At 61.7% G+C, this 17,649-nt stretch carries 17 protein-coding genes; 12 read left to right on the forward strand and 5 right to left on the reverse strand.

Features of this window, described 5'->3' with window-relative positions; all coding sequences use genetic code 11:
- Nucleotides 1-65 precede the first annotated feature (65 nt).
- Entirely contained in the window at nucleotides 66-971 is a 906-nt protein-coding gene (locus HU811_RS14895) for an alpha/beta hydrolase (protein WP_186656689.1), read from the forward strand.
- Nucleotides 968-1,297, forward strand: a complete 330-nt coding sequence (locus HU811_RS14900) for a PA3694 family proteiin (protein WP_047227531.1) — start codon at nucleotides 968-970, stop codon at nucleotides 1,295-1,297. The genes HU811_RS14895 and HU811_RS14900 overlap by 4 nt, the downstream gene beginning before the upstream one ends.
- A 204-nt stretch (nucleotides 1,298-1,501) precedes the next feature.
- Here HU811_RS14900 and lptF read toward each other — a convergent pair whose 3' ends face one another.
- From lptF to HU811_RS14915, 3 genes are all read right to left on the reverse strand, one after another.
- A complete protein-coding gene (lptF, locus tag HU811_RS14905) occupies nucleotides 1,502-2,290 on the reverse strand; it encodes a lipotoxin F family OmpA-related lipoprotein LptF (RefSeq protein WP_092401349.1) in 789 nt (262 codons plus the stop codon).
- Nucleotides 2,291-2,341: 51 nt separating this feature from the next.
- Nucleotides 2,342-2,755, reverse strand: coding sequence for a DUF4398 domain-containing protein (locus HU811_RS14910; RefSeq protein ID WP_047227532.1), 414 nt, complete (start codon nucleotides 2,753-2,755; stop codon nucleotides 2,342-2,344).
- A gap of 359 nt (nucleotides 2,756-3,114) precedes the next feature.
- A complete protein-coding gene (locus HU811_RS14915; RefSeq protein ID WP_092401287.1) occupies nucleotides 3,115-3,459 on the reverse strand; it encodes a pilin assembly protein in 345 nt (114 codons plus the stop codon).
- Between the two features lie 189 nt (nucleotides 3,460-3,648).
- Here HU811_RS14915 and ppc point away from each other — a divergent pair, with 189 nt between their 5' ends.
- The 7 genes from ppc to HU811_RS14950 all read left to right on the forward strand — a co-directional run bounded on the left by ppc (nucleotide 3,649) and on the right by HU811_RS14950 (nucleotide 11,055).
- Nucleotides 3,649-6,279: a phosphoenolpyruvate carboxylase gene (gene ppc / locus HU811_RS14920; protein WP_186656691.1), complete on the forward strand. Its 2,631-nt coding sequence runs from the start codon at nucleotides 3,649-3,651 to the stop codon at nucleotides 6,277-6,279.
- A gap of 291 nt (nucleotides 6,280-6,570) precedes the next feature.
- Entirely contained in the window at nucleotides 6,571-7,221 is a 651-nt protein-coding gene (adk, locus tag HU811_RS14925; RefSeq protein WP_047227535.1) for an adenylate kinase, read from the forward strand.
- A 94-nt stretch (nucleotides 7,222-7,315) separates the two neighbouring features.
- Nucleotides 7,316-7,993 carry a tRNA (adenosine(37)-N6)-threonylcarbamoyltransferase complex dimerization subunit type 1 TsaB gene (gene tsaB, locus HU811_RS14930; protein ID WP_092401281.1) on the forward strand — a complete coding sequence of 226 codons (678 nt, stop codon included), beginning with the start codon at nucleotides 7,316-7,318 and terminating at the stop codon, nucleotides 7,991-7,993.
- A 323-nt stretch (nucleotides 7,994-8,316) separates the two neighbouring features.
- The gene (locus tag HU811_RS14935) at nucleotides 8,317-8,625 is read left to right on the forward strand and encodes a hypothetical protein (protein WP_047227537.1); all 309 of its coding nucleotides are present in this window, start codon (nucleotides 8,317-8,319) and stop codon (nucleotides 8,623-8,625) included.
- The gene (locus tag HU811_RS14940) at nucleotides 8,625-9,485 is read left to right on the forward strand and encodes a DUF72 domain-containing protein (protein WP_092401278.1); all 861 of its coding nucleotides are present in this window, start codon (nucleotides 8,625-8,627) and stop codon (nucleotides 9,483-9,485) included. The genes HU811_RS14935 and HU811_RS14940 overlap by 1 nt, the downstream gene beginning before the upstream one ends.
- A gap of 33 nt (nucleotides 9,486-9,518) precedes the next feature.
- Entirely contained in the window at nucleotides 9,519-10,340 is an 822-nt protein-coding gene (locus HU811_RS14945) for an isocitrate lyase/PEP mutase family protein (RefSeq protein ID WP_186656694.1), read from the forward strand.
- Between the two features lie 16 nt (nucleotides 10,341-10,356).
- Entirely contained in the window at nucleotides 10,357-11,055 is a 699-nt protein-coding gene (locus HU811_RS14950; RefSeq protein ID WP_186656696.1) for an extensin-like domain-containing protein, read from the forward strand.
- A gap of 1 nt (nucleotide 11,056) precedes the next feature.
- Here HU811_RS14950 and HU811_RS14955 read toward each other — a convergent pair whose 3' ends face one another.
- Entirely contained in the window at nucleotides 11,057-11,677 is a 621-nt protein-coding gene (locus HU811_RS14955) for an energy transducer TonB (RefSeq protein WP_092401269.1), read from the reverse strand.
- Nucleotides 11,678-11,768: 91 nt separating this feature from the next.
- Between HU811_RS14955 and HU811_RS14960 the strand changes: the two genes are divergently transcribed.
- Nucleotides 11,769-12,551, forward strand: coding sequence for a class I SAM-dependent methyltransferase (locus HU811_RS14960; RefSeq protein ID WP_186656698.1), 783 nt, complete (start codon nucleotides 11,769-11,771; stop codon nucleotides 12,549-12,551).
- Nucleotides 12,552-12,685: 134 nt separating this feature from the next.
- Here the strand turns inward: HU811_RS14960 and HU811_RS14965 are convergent, their stop codons facing one another.
- Complete coding sequence (locus tag HU811_RS14965) at nucleotides 12,686-13,330, reverse strand: TetR/AcrR family transcriptional regulator (RefSeq protein WP_186656700.1); 645 nt, start codon at nucleotides 13,328-13,330, stop codon at nucleotides 12,686-12,688.
- A 94-nt stretch (nucleotides 13,331-13,424) separates the two neighbouring features.
- On the opposite strand from HU811_RS14965, the gene HU811_RS14970 reads away from it, so the two are divergent.
- Complete coding sequence (locus HU811_RS14970; protein ID WP_186656702.1) at nucleotides 13,425-14,525, forward strand: efflux RND transporter periplasmic adaptor subunit; 1,101 nt, start codon at nucleotides 13,425-13,427, stop codon at nucleotides 14,523-14,525.
- A 6-nt stretch (nucleotides 14,526-14,531) separates the two neighbouring features.
- A complete protein-coding gene (locus tag HU811_RS14975; RefSeq protein ID WP_186656704.1) occupies nucleotides 14,532-17,597 on the forward strand; it encodes an efflux RND transporter permease subunit in 3,066 nt (1,021 codons plus the stop codon).
- Nucleotides 17,598-17,649: the final 52 nt, after the last annotated feature.

Genomic DNA, 17,649 nt, shown 5'->3' on the forward strand with positions numbered 1-17,649 from the left:
TATCGCGAGCAGGCTCGCTCCCACAGGGGACGGTGTTTCATTTATTTTTTGCGAGGTTTCACCGGATGCGAACCCTCGGCATCATTTGCCTTTTACTGTCTCTGAGCGGGTGCAGCTCGTTGCTGTTCTACCCCGAACGCGGCCTGCCTTTTACCCCCGAGCGGGCCAAACTCGAGTATCGCGACGTCACCTTGACCACCGCCGACGGTCTCAGGCTCCATGGCTGGTGGTTGCCGGTCAAACAAGGGGTAGAGGTTAAGGGCACCGTCCTGCACTTGCACGGTAACGGCGGCAACCTGGCCTGGCATCTGGGGGGGAGTTGGTGGTTGCCCGAGCAGGGTTACCAGGTATTGATGGTGGATTACCGCGGTTACGGCCGGTCCGAAGGCGAGCCGAGCCTGCCGGCGATCTATCAGGACATCGACGCGGCGTTCAAATGGCTCGACCAGGCGCCTGAGGTTCAAGGCAAGCCGCTGGTGCTGCTCGGCCAGAGCCTGGGCGGTGCGCTGGCGGTGCATTACCTGGCCGATCATCCCGAGCGTCAGCCGCAACTCAAGGCCTTGGTGCTCGATGGCGTGCCCGCCAGTTATCGCGACGTAGGGCGTTTCGCCCTGAGCACGTCCTGGCTGACCTGGGCCTTGCAAGTGCCGCTGTCCTGGCTGGTGCCCGACGGTGACAGTGCAATCGGTTCGGTGGCGCAATTGAAGGGCGTGCCGAAATTGATCTACCACAGCCTCGATGATCCCATCGTGCCTCTTTCCAACGGCATCCGTCTGTATCAAGCTGCGCCGCCGCCCCGGGTCCTGCAACTGACTCGCGGTGGGCATGTGCAGACATTCGCCGACCCGGTCTGGCGAACGGTGATGCTGCGCTATCTCGACGACCCCTGGCACTTCGACGGCTTGCGCCGCCTGGGCGAGATCCCGAATTATCCGAAATCATCCGTTGAATCTTCAGAGAGCCTGCAATGAGCGAAGAACGTAACGCCATCCCCCTGATCATCACCGGTATCTGCAGCATCCTCGGCACCGTCGCGGTGCTCTGGTACTACGGCTACCTGCACTTCGCCAAGCCCGAGGATGCGTTGCTGCTCAACGAGTTCACCATGCTCAAGACTGTGCCGGGTGAAGACTACAAAGTCGCTCTGGAACCGGCCCCACAGGTCGCCCAGTGCATCGATGGTGTGCTGGTGCTGTTCGACACCGAACAGAAAGGCCTGACCGGCGTGCTGATCAACGAGAAGAAGCGGGCGGTGCGGTGCATGGGGCAGGAGACGCCGCAGAAACTTGAGCCGTAACCTCAAGGACGCCACAAATCTCCTGTGGGAGCGAGCCTGCTCGCGATGACGGCAGGTCAGCCGACTTAGGTGTTGACTGACCCACCGCTATCGCGAGCAGGCTCGCTCCCACAGGGAATATGACCAGCTCAACAAAATGTGTGCGGCCATAAAAAAGCCCCGCCTGATCAAGTCAGGCGGGGCTTTTCAGTTGCGGTCAGCCGATCAGTTGGCGCTCATGGTCGAGCGCGGGGCGACGGGTTGGTTGTCGTTGGAGATGGTCACCTCCACCCGACGGTTCATGGCACGGCCCGAGACGCTGGTGTTGTCCGCCACCGGGAATTCCTTGCCGTAACCCTGGGTCACGATGCGGGATTGGTCTACGCCCATTTTTACCAGCTCGCGTTGTACGGAAGCGGCGCGGCGCTCGGACAGCGACTGGTTGTAGGCGTCCGAACCGGTGCTGTCGGTGTAGCCTTCAATGATCACTTTACGGTCGGGGTTTTCCTGGAGGAACTGGGCCAGTTTATTCACGTTGACCAGGCCGCTGGAACGCAGCTCGGACTTGTTGGTGGCGAACAGCACGTCACCGAAAGTCACCAGCGTGCCGCGTTCGGTCTGCTTGGCGTTGAGGCTGTCTTGCAGTTGCTTGATCTGCGCATTCCGCGCTTCGAGCAGAGCACGGGCGCGTTCGTCGCCGGCGTTTTTCAGTTCGGCCTCGGCATTGCGCAGGGCGATGGTCTGCTTGGCCACTTCCACGCGCTGGTTGGTCAGATAGGCCAGTTGGTCCACCTTGGCTTCGTCTTCCTTGTCCATGTAAGCCTTGTCGGCTTTGGCCAGGAAGTCGGCGGCGTCCTTGGTTTCCAGCGCGGCAACCTTGGTCGCGGCCGGGTCGGCCTGCAGACCGTTGTAGTTGGTACGGGCCTGTTCCAGGTTCACGTTCGGATCTGTGGAACACGCGGCCAGCGAGACGCAGGCGGCCAGCAGGGCGGGGATCATCAAGTGTTTGTGCATCATAGTCTGTCGTCCTTTTATCAATGAGAAGTACGTCGCGGCGTGAACGGCTTACTGAAGCTTGTTCATGCCTTCCTGACGCAGTTCCTGAACCCCTTTCTGGGAGTCCTTGAGAGCCTGTTCGGCTTTGGCGGCCTGGGCCTTGCGCTCAGCGACACGGGCGTCCCACTCGGCCTGCTCGGCCAGACGCTTGGCTTCTTCGTAGTTCTTGTCGTGCATCGCGATCTCGGCCTGCTTGAGCTTGTCCTGGGCCGACTTCATTTCCACGGCGGCGAATTCGGTACCGCCGGCGCTGACGGCGCTGTTGACCGCCGATTGGGTCACCGCGTACTGCTCCGAAGGTGGGTTGCCGGCGCAACCGGCGAGAATGAAGCTGCTACCGATAGCCAGGGCAGCCAACTTCAGGCCGCGCAGGCCAGTGGATGAGGGTTTGGCAGTGCAGGTATTCATAGGCTTCAACTCCATTGGAAAACTCCTGAAAAAACTACAGATCCATGCTGGGACCGAAGCCGGGACGTCTGTTTCGGCGCTGGCGCCGGGGCACGTTTATTTAAACGACCGTTCCAGTATGGTTACTCGGTGTGACCTGAGGCGTTTTTCAAAAGTTCAGCGAGGATGGCCAATCGCCAAAAGTTTTACTGACTGATCGGTCAGCGCCAAAAAAGCTGAACTTTCAAGGCGCGCAGCGGTATTCCCAGCCTTTCCCGAGCATGTTTATTTTTGGCGTATACCTGTAGGAGCTGCCGCAGGCTGCGATCTTTTGATCTTCGGCTGGAGAACTGAAAAAGATCGCAGCGTTCGGCAGCTCCTACGCAAGAGGTGTATCAGTGTTTGGCTTTGTCGTTGCGCGAGGAGAGTTCGTGCAGATGACGGCGGGACAGGGCGAGAAATCGCGGGGTCGGGCCGACGTCTTCGTACAGCGGGTCACCTTCTTCATCGGTGGCCACCACTTGCGAACCCTTGATGTAAGGGAAGCTGGCTTCCAGTTCTTCCAGCGCCGCCCCGATCAATTCGCCGAGCAATTCCTCGGGTTGGCGCTTGGGGTACATCTCGCAGATCGCCGCCAGGCGCGCGGCGGCCTCCACGTCCAGATGAATGGTGTAGCCGGTCTGAGTCAGGCGACCCTTGGCATTTTCTTCCCAATGCTGGGCGAGCTCACGGATTTTCATGATGGCCTCAATAGCCCGCGGATGGCAGGCGCGCAGAGTGACAAGCCTTTGTGTGGCTTATCCATGAGACTAGCTTTGTCCGACAAGGTTTAAAGTCTCTTCGTCGCTTGTCATAAACGACTTGCGTCGGCACTCTCTCTTGATCGTGTAACCCAAGAGCTGTCCGGACCTTTTGCTGGAGAACTGCTGATGACCGATATCGATGCACGCTTGCGCGAGGATGTTCACCTGCTCGGCGAGCTGCTGGGCAACACCATCCGCGAACAGTACGGGGACAGGTTTCTCGACAAGATCGAGCAGATCCGCAAGGGCGCCAAGGCCGATCGACGCGGCTCCATGGACGCCGAACTCAGTGCCAGCCTCAATCAGTTGGGCGAGGACGAACTGCTGCCGGTGGCGCGGGCGTTCAATCAGTTCCTCAACCTGGCCAACATCGCCGAGCAATACCAACTTATCCACCGGCGCGAAGAGTCCAAGCCGGCACCGTTCGAGGCGCGGGTGTTGCCCGAACTGCTTGCTCGGTTGCGGGCCGAGGGCCATGGCGCCGAGTCCCTGGCGCGGCAATTGGGACGGCTGGAAATCGAGCTGGTGCTCACCGCCCACCCCACGGAAGTGGCCCGGCGCACGCTGATCCAGAAATACGATGCCATCGCCGCGCAACTGGCGGCCCAGGACCACCGCGATCTCACCAGCGCCGAGCGCGCGCAGATCCACGAGCGTCTGCAACGGCTAATCGCCGAAGCCTGGCACACCGAAGAAATACGCCGCACCCGGCCGACCCCGGTGGACGAGGCCAAGTGGGGCTTTGCGGTGATCGAACATTCGCTGTGGCAAGCCATTCCCAACTACCTGCGCAAGGCCGATCAGGCCCTGCATGCCGCCACCGGCTTGCGCCTGCCGCTGGAGGCTGCGCCGATCCGCTTTGCCTCGTGGATGGGCGGCGACCGGGATGGCAACCCCAATGTCACCGCTGCGGTAACCCGCGAAGTGCTGTTGCTGGCGCGGTGGATGGCGGCGGATCTGTACCTGCGCGACGTTGATCACCTGGCGGCTGAGCTGTCCATGCAAAAAGCCAGCGAGGCTTTGCGCGCCCAGGCCGGTGACAGCGCGGAACCCTACCGTGCCGTGCTCAAGCAATTGCGTGAACGCCTGCGCGCCACGCGCAATTGGGCGCACGCGTCCCTGAAAGTCACCACCCCAGCCTCTGCCGATGTGTTGCAGAACAATCGCGAACTGCTGGACCCGCTGGAGCTTTGCTACCAGTCCCTGCACGAGTGCGGCATGGGCGTGATCGCCGACGGGCCGCTGCTCGACTGCTTGCGCCGGGCGGTGACGTTCGGTTTGTTCCTGGTGCGGCTCGATGTGCGCCAGGACTCCACGCGCCACAGCGCAGCCATGACTGAAATCACTGACTACCTGGGCCTGGGCCGCTATGAGGACTGGAGCGAGGAGCAGCGCATCGGCTTTTTGCTGGAGGAGCTGAACAACCGGCGTCCGCTGCTGCCCGCCCATTTCAAACCGTCGGCCGATACGGCGGAAGTCCTGGCCACGTGCCGGGAAGTGGCGGCGGCGCCGGCGGCGTCCCTGGGCTCGTACGTGATCTCGATGGCGGGGGCTGCTTCCGATGTGCTCGCGGTGCAGCTCTTGTTGAAAGAGGCCGGCGTGTTGCGACCCATGCGCGTGGTGCCGCTGTTCGAGACCCTGGCCGATCTGGACAACGCTGGGCCGGTGATCGAGCAACTGTTGCTGTTGCCGGGCTATCGCTCACGGCTGCAAGGGCCTCAGGAGGTGATGATCGGCTATTCCGATTCGGCCAAGGATGCCGGCACGACAGCGGCGGCCTGGGCACAGTATCGGGCCCAGGAACGGCTGGTGGACATTTGTCGCGAACAGCAAGTCGAACTGTTGTTGTTCCATGGCCGCGGAGGCACTGTGGGGCGTGGCGGCGGTCCGGCTCACGCGGCGATTCTGTCGCAACCGCCGGGTTCGGTGGCCGGGCGATTCCGTACCACTGAGCAGGGTGAAATGATTCGTTTCAAATTTGGCCTGCCGGACATCGCCGAACAGAATCTCAATCTGTACCTCGCCGCAGTGTTGGAAGCGACACTGCTGCCACCGCCGCCGCCCACACCTCAGTGGCGTCATCTGATGGATGAGCTGGCAGCCGACGGGGTCAAGGCTTATCGCGCCGTGGTGCGGGAAAATCCGCAATTCGTCGAGTATTTCCGCCAGTCCACACCGGAGCAGGAACTCGGCCGTCTGCCGCTGGGCAGCCGCCCGGCCAAGCGCCGGGCCGGAGGCATCGAAAGCCTGCGGGCGATCCCGTGGATCTTCGGCTGGACCCAGACGCGCCTGATGTTGCCGGCCTGGCTCGGTTGGGAGACCGCCCTGAGCAAGGCGCTGGCGCGCGGCGAGGGCGAGTTGCTGGGGCAGATGCGCGAGCAATGGCCGTTTTTCCGCACCCGCATCGACATGCTGGAGATGGTGCTGGCCAAGGCCGACGCGGACATCGCGCGCTCCTACGATGAGCGTTTGGTCGAACCTGGGTTGCTACCGTTGGGCGAGCATTTACGCGACCTATTGTCGCAGGCGTGCTCGGTGGTCCTGGGGTTGACCGGCCAGTCGCAGCTACTGGCACATAGCCCTGATACCCTGGAATTCATTCGTCTGCGCAACACCTACCTGGACCCCTTGCACCTGTTGCAGGCTGAACTGCTCGCCCGCTCGCGGCAGCAGGACGTTGCCCAGGGCAGCCCCGTGGAACAGGCGCTTCTGGTGTCTGTGGCGGGGATTGCCGCCGGTTTGCGCAACACCGGCTAAGGTTAAGCAGCGTACCGAAACGGCCCGTCCGGTATCCCCCAAGCGGGGGCCGGGTGGGCAGGGAGGAGGTCGGATGGGCGACAGTTTGTTGTCCGGTTGCGACGATCGCCACCTCCTCCAAAGGTCGCGTCGGGCGCGGGTTCCTTCGACTTTCGGCGGCTTGTGTGGGTCGGGCCTGCTGTGTATCTTGATCAGCCTTTGGCCGTTTGGGCGGTCACGATCCTGTTTTCCGAGATTGGCCCCACGAGGCGAATCCGAGCGTTTTACATAAAAAAATTGAGGAGCACATCGATGCGCGTCATTCTGCTGGGAGCTCCCGGGGCCGGTAAAGGTACTCAGGCAAAGTTCATCACCGAAAAATTCGGTATCCCGCAAATCTCCACTGGCGACATGCTGCGTGCCGCGGTCAAGGCCGGCACCGAGCTGGGTGTCAAGGCCAAGAGCATCATGGATGCCGGCGGCCTGGTGTCGGATGACCTGATCATCGCGCTGGTCCAGGATCGTATCGCTCAAGCCGATTGCGCCAACGGCTTCCTGTTCGACGGTTTCCCGCGCACCATTCCGCAGGCCGAAGCCTTGGTTACGGCTGGCGTGGAGCTGGACCACGTTGTCGAAATCGCCGTCGACGACGAGGAGATCGTTCAACGCATTGCCGGTCGTCGTGTCCACGAGCCGTCCGGCCGTGTTTATCACACCGTTTATAACCCGCCGAAACTCGCTGGCAAGGACGACATCACCGGTGAAGCACTGGTGCAGCGCAAGGACGATACCGAAGAAACCGTGCGCCATCGCCTGTCGGTCTACCACTCCCAGACCAAGCCGCTGGTGGAGTTCTACCAGAAGCTGTCCGCCAAGACCCAGGGCAAACCCAAGTACAGCTACATCGCGGGCGTTGGTTCGGTTGAAGCGATCACCGGCAAGGTGCTTGAAGCACTGAGCTGAAAAGTCTGCTGTGCAGCAACCAACTACGGCCCGCTTGCGGGCCGTAGTTGTTTATACTGGCGCACTTTTTCCCATCTGATTTACGGACACACCGATGAGCACCTTGCTGGCCCTGGATACCGCGACTGAAGCTTGTTCCGTTGCCTTGCTGCACGACGGCAAGGTCACGAGCCATTACGAGGTGATCCCGCGCTTGCACGCCCAGAAGCTGCTGCCGATGATCCAGCAATTGCTCAGCGATGCCGGCACCACTTTGCAGGCTGTGGATGCGATTGCCTTTGGTCGTGGGCCGGGAGCGTTTACCGGCGTGCGCATCGCCGTCGGCGTGGTGCAGGGCCTGGCGTTTGCCCTGGAGCGACCGGTGTTGCCGGTGTCCAACCTGGCGGTACTCGCCCAGCGCGCCTTGCGTGAACAGGGCGTCAGCCAAGTCGCGGCGGCCATTGATGCGCGCATGGACGAGGTGTATTGGGGCTGCTACCGCGAAACCGATGGTGAGATGCGCCTGGTGGGCGTCGAAGCGGTACTCCCCCCCGAAGCGGCGGCTTTGCCTGCCGACGCCAGCGGCGACTGGTTCGGCGCCGGTACCGGTTGGGGCTACGGCGAGCGGATTGCCGTCCCCCTGAGCGGCCAGGACGCCTCGATGCTGCCCCATGCCGAAGACCTGCTGACCCTGGCCCGCTTCGCCTGGGAGCGCGGCGAAGCCATCCCGGCCGACGATGCCCAACCGGTGTATCTGCGGGACAAGGTTGCAACACCCAAATCCGAACGGTAAACCCAGCTGAACCGAACTCCCCAGTGGGCAGCGTTGTAGGAGCTGCCGAAGGCTGCGATCTTTCCATTGACACTTGAATCCTAAGTGCAAAATCAAAGATCAAAAGATCGCAGGCTTCGCCAGCTCCTACACTCAGTCGCGCTGAATTCTTTTGTCAAAAAAGTTATTTCCCCACCCCAAAGTCACACCCAATATTACCAGTCGTCATTTTTTCGCCCCGTTTTTAAACCTTTTTGACTTTATGTGCTCTAGTTATCACTTGCGCATTTGCGCGGCTGCGAAAGTGCCGCTAAATTGCCATCATTGATACCGAGCATTCTGTTATGCGTATAGACGGCGTTTCATCCCAGTCCTACCCCATCAAACGCAGGCCTCGTGCCGGCAAAGTTGCTGCGGATGAGTCTTTCGATGACATCGATGGCGAACTGGAATTTCCGTCCGAAGAGCAGCTGGCTGCCCGCGCTGCCAAAGCCTCTGCGCAACGCCTGAGCAATCTGCCGGCCCGTCAGCAAGACATGCTGTATCACCGCGCCATGAGCCGCAGTGTATCCGCGGCCCTGGCCAGCTACCTGAGCACAGCCGGTTTCGTTGATTGGGATATGGAAGTGCTGGGACTCGACCTCTACATCTGATGGGGTTGCCTTACTACCTGGGCTGTCCGTCCTGGAGCGAAAACGCCTGGCGCGATTATCTCTATCCGCAAGACGCCAAAAGCTCCGAATTCCTGAAACTCTATTCTCAAGTGTTCAACGCCGTGGAAGGCAATACGACCTTCTACGCCAGCCCCTCTGCGGCCATCGTTCAGCGCTGGGCCGAGAGCATGCCCGAGCAGTTCCGCTTCACCGCCAAGTTGCCCGGTGACATCAGCCACAACGGCGATTTGCGTGAGCACCTGACGGCCATCGAAACTTTCGTGAAGTTGCTCAGCCCCCTGGGCGAACGGGTTTCACCGTTCTGGTTGCAGTTATCCAAGGCCTTTACCCCGAACCGATTGCCGGAGCTGGCGGGCTTCATCGATGCCTTCGAGCGACCCTTGGCCGTGGAGGTCCGTCACGGTGACTTCTTTGCCAAGGGCGATGCCGAACGGCAGCTCAACCGCCTGCTCCTTGATCGCGGAGTAGAACGCATCTGTCTGGATCCCCGGGCATTGTTCAGTTGCACCTCGACCGATCCAGCCGTGCTCCATGCTCAATCGAAGAAACCGCGCGTACCGCCCCGGCCGACCGCGTTCACCCACTGCCCGCAGGTCCGTTTCATCGGCCATCCGATACTGGAAGCCAACGAACCGTTCCTCACGCCCTGGGTGGAAAAAATCGCCGGGTGGATCGAAGAGGGGCGTACGCCTTATATCTTTCTGCACACCGCCGACAACGTACTGGCGGCCAAACTCGCGCAACACTTTCATAGCCGATTGATGAGCCGTTTGCCTGGCTTGCCGGCCCTGCCTGAGCTATACAGAGAACCCGCCGCCGAGCAACTGGGTTTGCTCTGAGGCGAAAATTTCCTCTGCCAAGGAGTGATTTCCATGGATGCGCAAACCCGTCGAGCCCAGGCGTTCAAAGCCTTGCATGAACGCGAAGGTGCGTTCGTCATTCCCAACCCGTGGGACGCCGGTTCGGCAAAAATGCTTGCCAGCCTCGGCTTCGAGGCCCTGGCCACCACCAGTGCCGGTTACGCTTTTTCCCTGGGACGGCCCGATGGTGCGGCGGGGCTGGATGACACCCTGGCCAATGTCCGGGCGATTGTGGCGGCCACTGACCTGCCCGTGGCGGTCGATCTGGAGAACGGCTTCGCCGATGCCCCCGAGGCGTGCGCCAGCAGCCTGATCCGCGCGGCGCAGGCCGGCGCGGTGGGTGGCTCGATCGAAGATGCCACGGGGCGCGAAGACAGTCCGATCTATGGCTTCGAGCATGCCGTGGCGCGGGTTAAAGCCGCAGCCGAGGCGGTGCGCAGTCTGCCGTATCCCTTTGTGCTGACCGCCCGGGCGGAAAACTTCCTCCACGGCAATCCCGATCTGGATGACACGATCCGCCGCCTGAAGGCGTTCGCCGATGCCGGTGCCGACGTGCTGTATGCCCCAGGCTTGAACTCGGCCGAACAGGTGCTCGCGGTGGTCCAGGCGGTGGCGCCGAAACCGGTGAATGTGTTGATGTCCGGGGCGCTGGACCTCACGGTCGCACAGTTGAGCGAGATGGGCGTCAAGCGCATCAGTGTCGGCTCCGCGCTGGCCCTGGCGGCGTATGGCGAGTTCTTCCGTGCCGCCGAGGAAATCCGCGAGCAAGGCTCGTTCACCTTCACCCGTCGTTCGATGCCTTTCAACCAGGCTAACCAGCTCTTCAAGGGTTGAGACCCGAGGCATTGTCGTGCGGGTTTTGAAAGGTCTTAGGTTCTTGCTGCTGGTCGTTGGCGTCGCGGTGCTGGGCGTATGGCGCGGCTGGCTGGCGGTGCCACCGCAGTGGAATCCTTGGGCGCCCCTGGACGTCAACGTGCCGCCGAACCTGCTGACCCGATACAAACTCATGGCCCTGCGCAACGATCCGCAGTTGTGCGACCAGGCGCTCGCGACCTCGGGGCTACGAGCCACTCGCCAGGCCGACAGCAGTCCCCAAGCCAGTTGCCCGCTGAGCAATGTGCTGAGGGTGCAGGGCGGCGAGGTGGCGCTGAGCAGCAGTTTCCTGGCCAGTTGCCCGCTGGCGGTTGCGTTCGCCTTATTTGAACGGCATGCGCTGCAGCCGGCGGCGCTGGCGACCTATGGGCAGAAAGTGATGCGGGTCGATCATCTGGGCAGTTTCGCCTGTCGCAACCTGTACGGTCGTGAGAGTGGGGCGCGCAGCCAGCATGCCACGGCCAGTGCGCTGGATATCGCCGGCTTTCGCCTGGCGGACGGTCGCAGCGTGAGCGTGCTCAAGGACTGGCCGAAGGACAACACCCACGCCCAATTTCTGCGCCAGGTGCGCGACGGGGCCTGTGACGTGTTCAATGTGGTCTTGAGCCCGGATTACAACGCGGCGCACCGCAACCATTTTCATCTGGATGTCGGGCCCTGGTGGATTTGCCGTTGATTCAGGCGGCGATGCGCAGGTTCTGCAACACGATCGGGCGTGCCCAGCGGGTATCGAAGTCCAGTTGCTTCTGCTGTGCCACCAACTCCTCTTCCGGGAACGGTGGGAACGGCTTGTCCAGCAGGTCCAGTTCGAATTCGGCAATCGGCAGGTGCAATGGACGTGGCTGAGGCGCTGGGCCAGGTTCTGGCAGCGGTTGGCCGGCGGCAAGAACCAGAGGGCGAACCCAGTTGCTTTCGAAGGTCTGCTGTTTTTGCTGGGTGGCGATTTCTTCCGGCGGGAACGGCGGGAAGGGTTTATCCAGCAGGTCGAGTTCAAATTCAGCGATTGGCAGGAACAGCGGCTCAGGCGGTTTGACTGGGGTTTCTGTCACCTGGCAGTTGCGCTGGCTGACAATGTGCTCGAGCAATTCGGCGCCGAGGGTCGGTTCAACAGCCTCATCGAGGGCGACTGGCTGATAGCTGCCAGGCGCCGGTGCGTTTTCACCCAGTTGATCGGCCAGGGCCCGGGCAAAAAAATCCTGCCACAGGTGACTGACGCCGCTCAGGGCTTGGGTGTTGCGCAGGCTGTAATCGCCGTAAGGGGAGATGACGCCTATCGATGTGGATTGAATGTCTGACATTTTTCTCGGTCGACGCTCAGCTCTGGCAAAATGCCGTTCACCGTTGTTATCGGCCGTTTTTGCCGATCCTTAATTTTTTGAGCATGTTTCCATGAATGAGCAACCTGCGGTCTGCCGCATCCATGTCGAGGCCCTGGCCCCGGCCTTCCAGCCGCAGGCCGAGCACTGGGCACAGCGCCTTGACCTGCCGTTGCAGGTGGACGATGGCGAGTTTGCCTTGCAGGTCGGTGAGCAGGGGCTGCAATTGCAACAACTGGGTCCGGACGCGCCGGGGCCGGTGCGGGTGGACTTCGTCGAAGGCGGCGCGGCCCATCGCCGCTTGTACGGCGGCGGCAGCGGCCAGATGATCGCCAAGGCCGTCGGTGTCGCCCAGGGCGTACGTCCGCGTGTGCTGGATGCCACGGCCGGGTTGGGCAAGGATGCGTTTGTGCTGGCCAGCCTGGGCTGTGAAATGAGCCTGATCGAGCGCCAGCCGCTGATCGGCGCATTGCTTGAGGATGGCCTGGCCCGAGCAGCGGAGGATTTCGATGTGGCGCCGATCGTCGCCCGCATGCGTTTGCTCAAGGGCAACTCCATCGAGGTGATGCGCAACTGGCAGGGCGAGCCGCCCCAGGTGATCTACCTGGACCCGATGTTTCCTCATCGTGAGAAAACGGCCCTGGTGAAGAAGGAAATGCGCCTGTTCCGGCCGCTGGTGGGCGACGACCTGGACGCTCCAGCGCTGCTGGCCGCGGCCCTGGCCCTGGCCACCCACCGGGTCGTGGTCAAGCGCCCGCGCAAGGCACCGTGCATCGAGGGACCAAAACCCAGTCACGGGCTCGAGGGCAAGTCCAGCCGCTACGACATCTATCCCAAGAAGGCGCTCAAGGCCTGAGACCGCGTCGCCTGCATCGCGAGCAGGCTCGCTCCCACAGCGGATGTGTGTCGGTCTCAAAACGGGTGATCAACACTTTACCCTGTGGGAGCGAGCCTGCTCGCGATGAGGCCCGCCCAGTCGACGAAAATCTATCAGCTGATCTGCGGTAGATAAGCCCGCACAAACAACCCCACCACTTCCTCGACATGCGCCTCGGCCGCTGCGGCTTCCAACGGTGCGCCGCAGCCATACAGCAAGCGGAAATTCGCCGCGCCCTTGATCAGGCAGAAGAAGTGTTCCGCCGCATTGCGCGGTTTGTCGATGCTCAGGGCGCCGCTCTGGTTGACCTTGGTCAGCAGCCTTTCCATGCCTGAGAGCATCCGTTGCGGGCCGGCTTCAAAGAAGATCGTCGACAACTGCGGGTCCTGGCTGCCCAAGGCCATGATCAACCGATGCAGGTTCACCGATTCATCGCTGTTGATCAGTTGGTGAAAACCACGGGCAATGTTCAACAACACATGTTCGATCGGCACCCCGTCAGGCCATTCGAAGAAAAGCGGCGGCACTTGCTCTTCGCACTTGGCCACCACGGCAGCGGAAAACAGCGTTTCCTTGTCGTTGAAGTGACTGTACACCGTCAGCTTCGACACACCGGCCTCGGTGGCGACCGCGTCCATGCTGGTGTTGGCATACCCCAGGCTCACGAAGAGTTTTTTTGCCGCGTCGAGGATGGCCTGGCGCTTGGCCAGATCCTTCGGACGGCCTGGGCCGTTGGGAGGTGAAAGATTGTTCGACATTATTCGCTTTTAATACTGGACTGGTGAGTTTGCTATTAATAACATACTCGCCAGTATAATTATTCCAAGCACCATTAGCGAAAGGTCACTCGCCATGTTCCGCTATGCCTTGCCCCTCGCCCTGCCAGTGAGCCTGGTTTTTTTATTGTCTGCGTGTGGTCAGGACGAACCCGTGTCCCTGGCCGTGCGCCCCGCCATGGTGGTGCAGCCAGAGCCTTCGGGCCAAGCGATGGAAAGTTACCCGGGTGAAGTCAGAGCGCGATTCGAGCCAGACCTGGCCTTTCGCATCGGCGGCAAAGTCAGCCGACGACTGGTCGAAGAGGGCCAGCGAGTCAAGGCCAACCAGCCCCTGGCTGAGCTCGATCCCCAGGATGTGCGCCTGCAGCTGGAAGCCACCCGTGCCCAGGTCGCCGCCGCCGAAGCCAACCTGAACCTGGTACGCGCTGAACGTGATCGCTACAAAACCTTGATGGAGCGGCAGATGGTCAGCCGCTCCCAGTATGACAACGCAGAAAACCTCTACCGCTCCGGTGCCGCGCGGCTCAAGCAGATCAGGGCTGAATTCGATGTCGCCAGCAACCAGGCCAGTTACGCGGTGTTGCGCGCGCCTCAGGATGGCGTGGTGGCCCGGCGTTCCGTGGAGGTCGGGCAGGTGGTGTCGGCCGGTCAAACGGTCTTCACCCTCGCCACCGACGGCGAGCGTGAAGTGCTGATCAGCCTGCCGGAGCAGGGCTTTGGCCGGTTCAAGATTGGTCAGCCGGTCTCTGTGGAGTTATGGAGCCAGCCCGATCAGCGTTTCAGCGGACGTATTCGCGAACTGTCGCCAGCCGCCGATCCCAGATCCCGCACCTTCGCCGCTCGCGTTGCCTTCACTGCCGGCAGTGTTCCGGCTGAGTTGGGCCAGAGTGCCCGAGTGTTTATCCAGACCGGCGACCAAGTGTCGCTGTCGGTGCCCCTGTCTGCACTCACCGCCGAGAACGGCGCCACTTACGTGTGGGTAGTCAACGGCAATAACACCTTGAAAAAAGCCCCGGTGCGCGTCGGCCCGTTTGGCGAAAAAACCGTTCCGGTGCTTGAAGGGCTGAGCCCCAATGACTGGGTCGTCGCAGCTGGTGTGCACGTGCTCCTCGACGGTCAGCAGGTGCGGCCGGTGGATCGCTCCAACCGCGTGGTCAATCTGGCGGTCAAGGAGTAATTCCCGATGGGCTTCAATCTTTCCGAATGGGCGCTGCGTAACCGCCAGATCGTCCTGTTTCTGATGTTGCTGCTGGCAATCGTCGGCGCGCTTTCCTACACCAAGCTCGGCCAGAGCGAAGACCCGCCGTTTACCTTCAAGGCCATGGTCATTCGCACCAACTGGCCGGGGGCTACGGCCGAGGAGGTGTCTCGCCAGGTCACCGAACGCATCGAAAAGAAACTGATGGAAACCGGCGATTACGAAAGAATCGTCTCGTTCTCCCGCCCGGGCGAATCCCAGGTGACTTTCATGGCCCGCGATTCCCTGCATTCGGCGCAGATTCCCGAGTTGTGGTACCAGATCCGCAAGAAGGTCAGTGACATCCGTCACACCTTGCCGCCGGGCATCCAGGGGCCGTTTTTCAACGATGAGTTTGGCACCACCTTCGGCAATATCTATGCGCTGACGGGGGACGGTTTTGATTACGGCGTGCTCAAGGATTACGCCGATCGCATCCAGATCCAACTGCAACGGGTCAAGGATGTGGGCAAGGTCGAGTTGCTGGGCTTGCAGGACGAAAAAATCTGGATCGAACTGTCGAACGTGAAGCTGGCGACTCTCGGCGTGCCGCTGGCGGCAGTCCAGCAGGCGTTGGAAGAGCAGAACGCGATATCGACCGCAGGCTTTTTCGAAACCGGCAGCGAGCGAATCCAGTTACGGGTATCGGGAAACTTTCAGACAGTAGAAGAGATCCGCGACTTCCCCATTCGTGTTGCTGATCGCACGTTCCGTATCGGCGATGTCGCGGATGTGCATCGCGGTTTCAACGATCCGCCAGCCCCGCGCATGCGCTTCATGGCCGAAGATGCCATCGGTCTGGCCGTGGCGATGAAGGACGGCGGCGACATTCTGATTCTGGGCAAGGCCCTGGAGGCCGAGTTTGCCCGTATTCAGAACAACCTGCCGGCCGGCATGCAATTGCGTAAGGTCTCGGACCAGCCGGCGGCGGTGAAAACCGGTGTTGGCGAGTTCGTTCAGGTGCTGGTGGAGGCCCTGACGATCGTGTTGCTGGTGAGCTTCTTCTCCCTCGGGCTGCGGACCGGGATGGTGGTCGCCCTGGCGATTCCGCTGGTGCTGGCGATGACCTTCGCCGCGATGTATTACCTGGGCATCGGCCTGCACAAGATTTCCCTTGGCGCACTGGTGTTGGCGTTGGGCCTGCTGGTGGATGACGCGATCATCGCGGTCGAGATGATGGCGATCAAAATGGAGCAGGGCTTCGACCGGATCAAGGCCGCCAGCTATGCCTGGACCAGCACCGCATTCCCGATGCTCACCGGTACGCTGATCACCGCTGCGGGTTTCCTACCGATCGCCACGGCGCAATCAGGCACCGGCGAGTACACCCGTTCGATTTTCCAGGTCGTCACCCTGGCGCTGCTGGCCTCCTGGGTGGCCGCGGTGGTGTTCGTGCCGTATCTGGGGGAGAAACTGCTGCCGGACCTGGCGAAAATTCATGCCGCCAAACACGGCACCGCTGATGGCCAGTTCGACCCCTACGGCACGCCGTTTTACCAGCGTGTCCGGCGCTTGGTGGAGTGGTGCGTGCGGCGGCGCAAAACCGTCATCGTGCTGACCGTGCTGTTATTTGTGGGCTCGGTGGCGCTGTTCCGTTTCGTGCCGCAACAATTCTTCCCGGCCTCGGGGCGACTTGAGCTGATGGTCGACCTGAAGCTGGCCGAAGGCGCGTCCCTGAGCAACACCGCCGAGCAGGTCAAGCGCCTTGAAGCGCTGCTCAAGGACCACGCGGGCATCGACAACTACGTGGCTTATGTCGGCACCGGTTCACCGCGCTTCTACCTGCCGCTGGATCAACAACTGCCGGCACCCAGCTTCGCCCAGTTCGTGGTGCTGGCCAAGACCATCGAAGACCGCGAGCCCCTGCGCAGCTGGTTGATCACTACGTTGAACGAACAGTTCCCGGCCCTGCGCTCGCGGGTCACGCGCCTGGAAAATGGCCCGCCAGTGGGTTATCCGGTGCAGTTTCGCGTGACCGGTGAGCACATCGAACAAGTCCGGGCCCTGGCGCGGAAAGTGGCGGCCAAGGTTCGTGAAAATCCCTACGTGGCCAACGTGCATCTGGATTGGGAAGAGCCGAGCAAGGTGGTGTACCTGAATGTCGATCAGGACCGCGCCCGAGCGTTGGGCGTGAGTACGGCTAACCTGGCGAGCTTTTTGCGCAGCTCCCTGACCGGCTCCAGCGTCAGCCAGTACCGGGAAGACAACGAACTGATCGAGATTCTGCTGCGCGGTACGCTGCACGAGCGCAGCGAATTGTCGCTGCTGCCGAGCCTGGCGGTGCCGACCGACAATGGTACAAGCGTTGCGCTGTCGCAGATCGCGACGCTGGAATACGGCTTCGAAGAAGGCGTGATCTGGCACCGCAATCGCCTGCCCAGTGTGACCGTGCGGGCTGATATCTATGGCAAGGAACAACCGGCGAGCCTGGTACAGCAGATCTTCCCGACCCTGGACCCGATTCGCGCCGAGCTGCCGGACGGCTATCTGCTGGAAGTAGGCGGTACGGTAGAGGATGCCGCCCGTGGTCAGGCGTCAGTGAATGCCGGGGTGCCGCTGTTCATCGTCGTGGTGCTGACGTTGCTGATGTTGCAACTGCGCAGTTTCTCCCGCACGGCCATGGTGTTTCTCACCGCGCCCCTGGGGCTGATCGGCGTCACGCTGTTCCTGCTGGTGTTCCGTCAGCCGTTCGGTTTTGTCGCCATGCTGGGCACCATTGCCTTGTCGGGGATGATCATGCGCAACTCGGTGATCCTGGTGGACCAGATCGAACAGGACATCAAGAGTGGGCTGGCGCCGTGGCAGGCGATCATCGAAGCCACTGTGCGACGCTTCCGCCCGATTGTGCTCACCGCGCTGGCGGCGGTGCTGGCGATGATCCCGCTGTCACGCAGCCTGTTCTTTGGCCCGATGGCGGTGGCGATCATGGGCGGGCTGATCGTGGCGACGGCGTTGACGCTGTTGTTCCTGCCGGCGCTGTATGCGGCGTGGTTCAGGGTCAAGAAGACCTGACACGATTCTGATAACGCTGAAGATCGAATGTGGGAGCGAGCCTGCTCGCGAT

This window comes from Pseudomonas tehranensis, from assembly GCF_014268615.1.
Classification (GTDB): domain Bacteria; phylum Pseudomonadota; class Gammaproteobacteria; order Pseudomonadales; family Pseudomonadaceae; genus Aquipseudomonas; species Aquipseudomonas tehranensis.

What these genes read in the sequence shown, in the direction of transcription:
- HU811_RS14910 (WP_047227532.1), bottom strand. Translation starts at nt 2,755, where the DNA reads ATGGAGTTGAAGCCTATGAATACCTGCACTGCCAAACCCTCATCCACT.
- adk (WP_047227535.1), top strand. Translation starts at nt 6,571, where the DNA reads ATGCGCGTCATTCTGCTGGGAGCTCCCGGGGCCGGTAAAGGTACTCAG.
- HU811_RS14945 (WP_186656694.1), top strand. Translation starts at nt 9,519, where the DNA reads ATGGATGCGCAAACCCGTCGAGCCCAGGCGTTCAAAGCCTTGCATGAA.
- lptF (WP_092401349.1), bottom strand. Translation starts at nt 2,290, where the DNA reads ATGCACAAACACTTGATGATCCCCGCCCTGCTGGCCGCCTGCGTCTCG.
- tsaB (WP_092401281.1), top strand. Translation starts at nt 7,316, where the DNA reads ATGAGCACCTTGCTGGCCCTGGATACCGCGACTGAAGCTTGTTCCGTT.
- HU811_RS14915 (WP_092401287.1), bottom strand. Translation starts at nt 3,459, where the DNA reads ATGAAAATCCGTGAGCTCGCCCAGCATTGGGAAGAAAATGCCAAGGGT.
- HU811_RS14965 (WP_186656700.1), bottom strand. Translation starts at nt 13,330, where the DNA reads ATGTCGAACAATCTTTCACCTCCCAACGGCCCAGGCCGTCCGAAGGAT.
- HU811_RS14935 (WP_047227537.1), top strand. Translation starts at nt 8,317, where the DNA reads ATGCGTATAGACGGCGTTTCATCCCAGTCCTACCCCATCAAACGCAGG.
- HU811_RS14955 (WP_092401269.1), bottom strand. Translation starts at nt 11,677, where the DNA reads ATGTCAGACATTCAATCCACATCGATAGGCGTCATCTCCCCTTACGGC.
- HU811_RS14900 (WP_047227531.1), top strand. Translation starts at nt 968, where the DNA reads ATGAGCGAAGAACGTAACGCCATCCCCCTGATCATCACCGGTATCTGC.
- HU811_RS14895 (WP_186656689.1), top strand. Translation starts at nt 66, where the DNA reads ATGCGAACCCTCGGCATCATTTGCCTTTTACTGTCTCTGAGCGGGTGC.
- HU811_RS14960 (WP_186656698.1), top strand. Translation starts at nt 11,769, where the DNA reads ATGAATGAGCAACCTGCGGTCTGCCGCATCCATGTCGAGGCCCTGGCC.
- HU811_RS14970 (WP_186656702.1), top strand. Translation starts at nt 13,425, where the DNA reads ATGTTCCGCTATGCCTTGCCCCTCGCCCTGCCAGTGAGCCTGGTTTTT.
- HU811_RS14975 (WP_186656704.1), top strand. Translation starts at nt 14,532, where the DNA reads ATGGGCTTCAATCTTTCCGAATGGGCGCTGCGTAACCGCCAGATCGTC.
- HU811_RS14940 (WP_092401278.1), top strand. Translation starts at nt 8,625, where the DNA reads ATGGGGTTGCCTTACTACCTGGGCTGTCCGTCCTGGAGCGAAAACGCC.
- ppc (WP_186656691.1), top strand. Translation starts at nt 3,649, where the DNA reads ATGACCGATATCGATGCACGCTTGCGCGAGGATGTTCACCTGCTCGGC.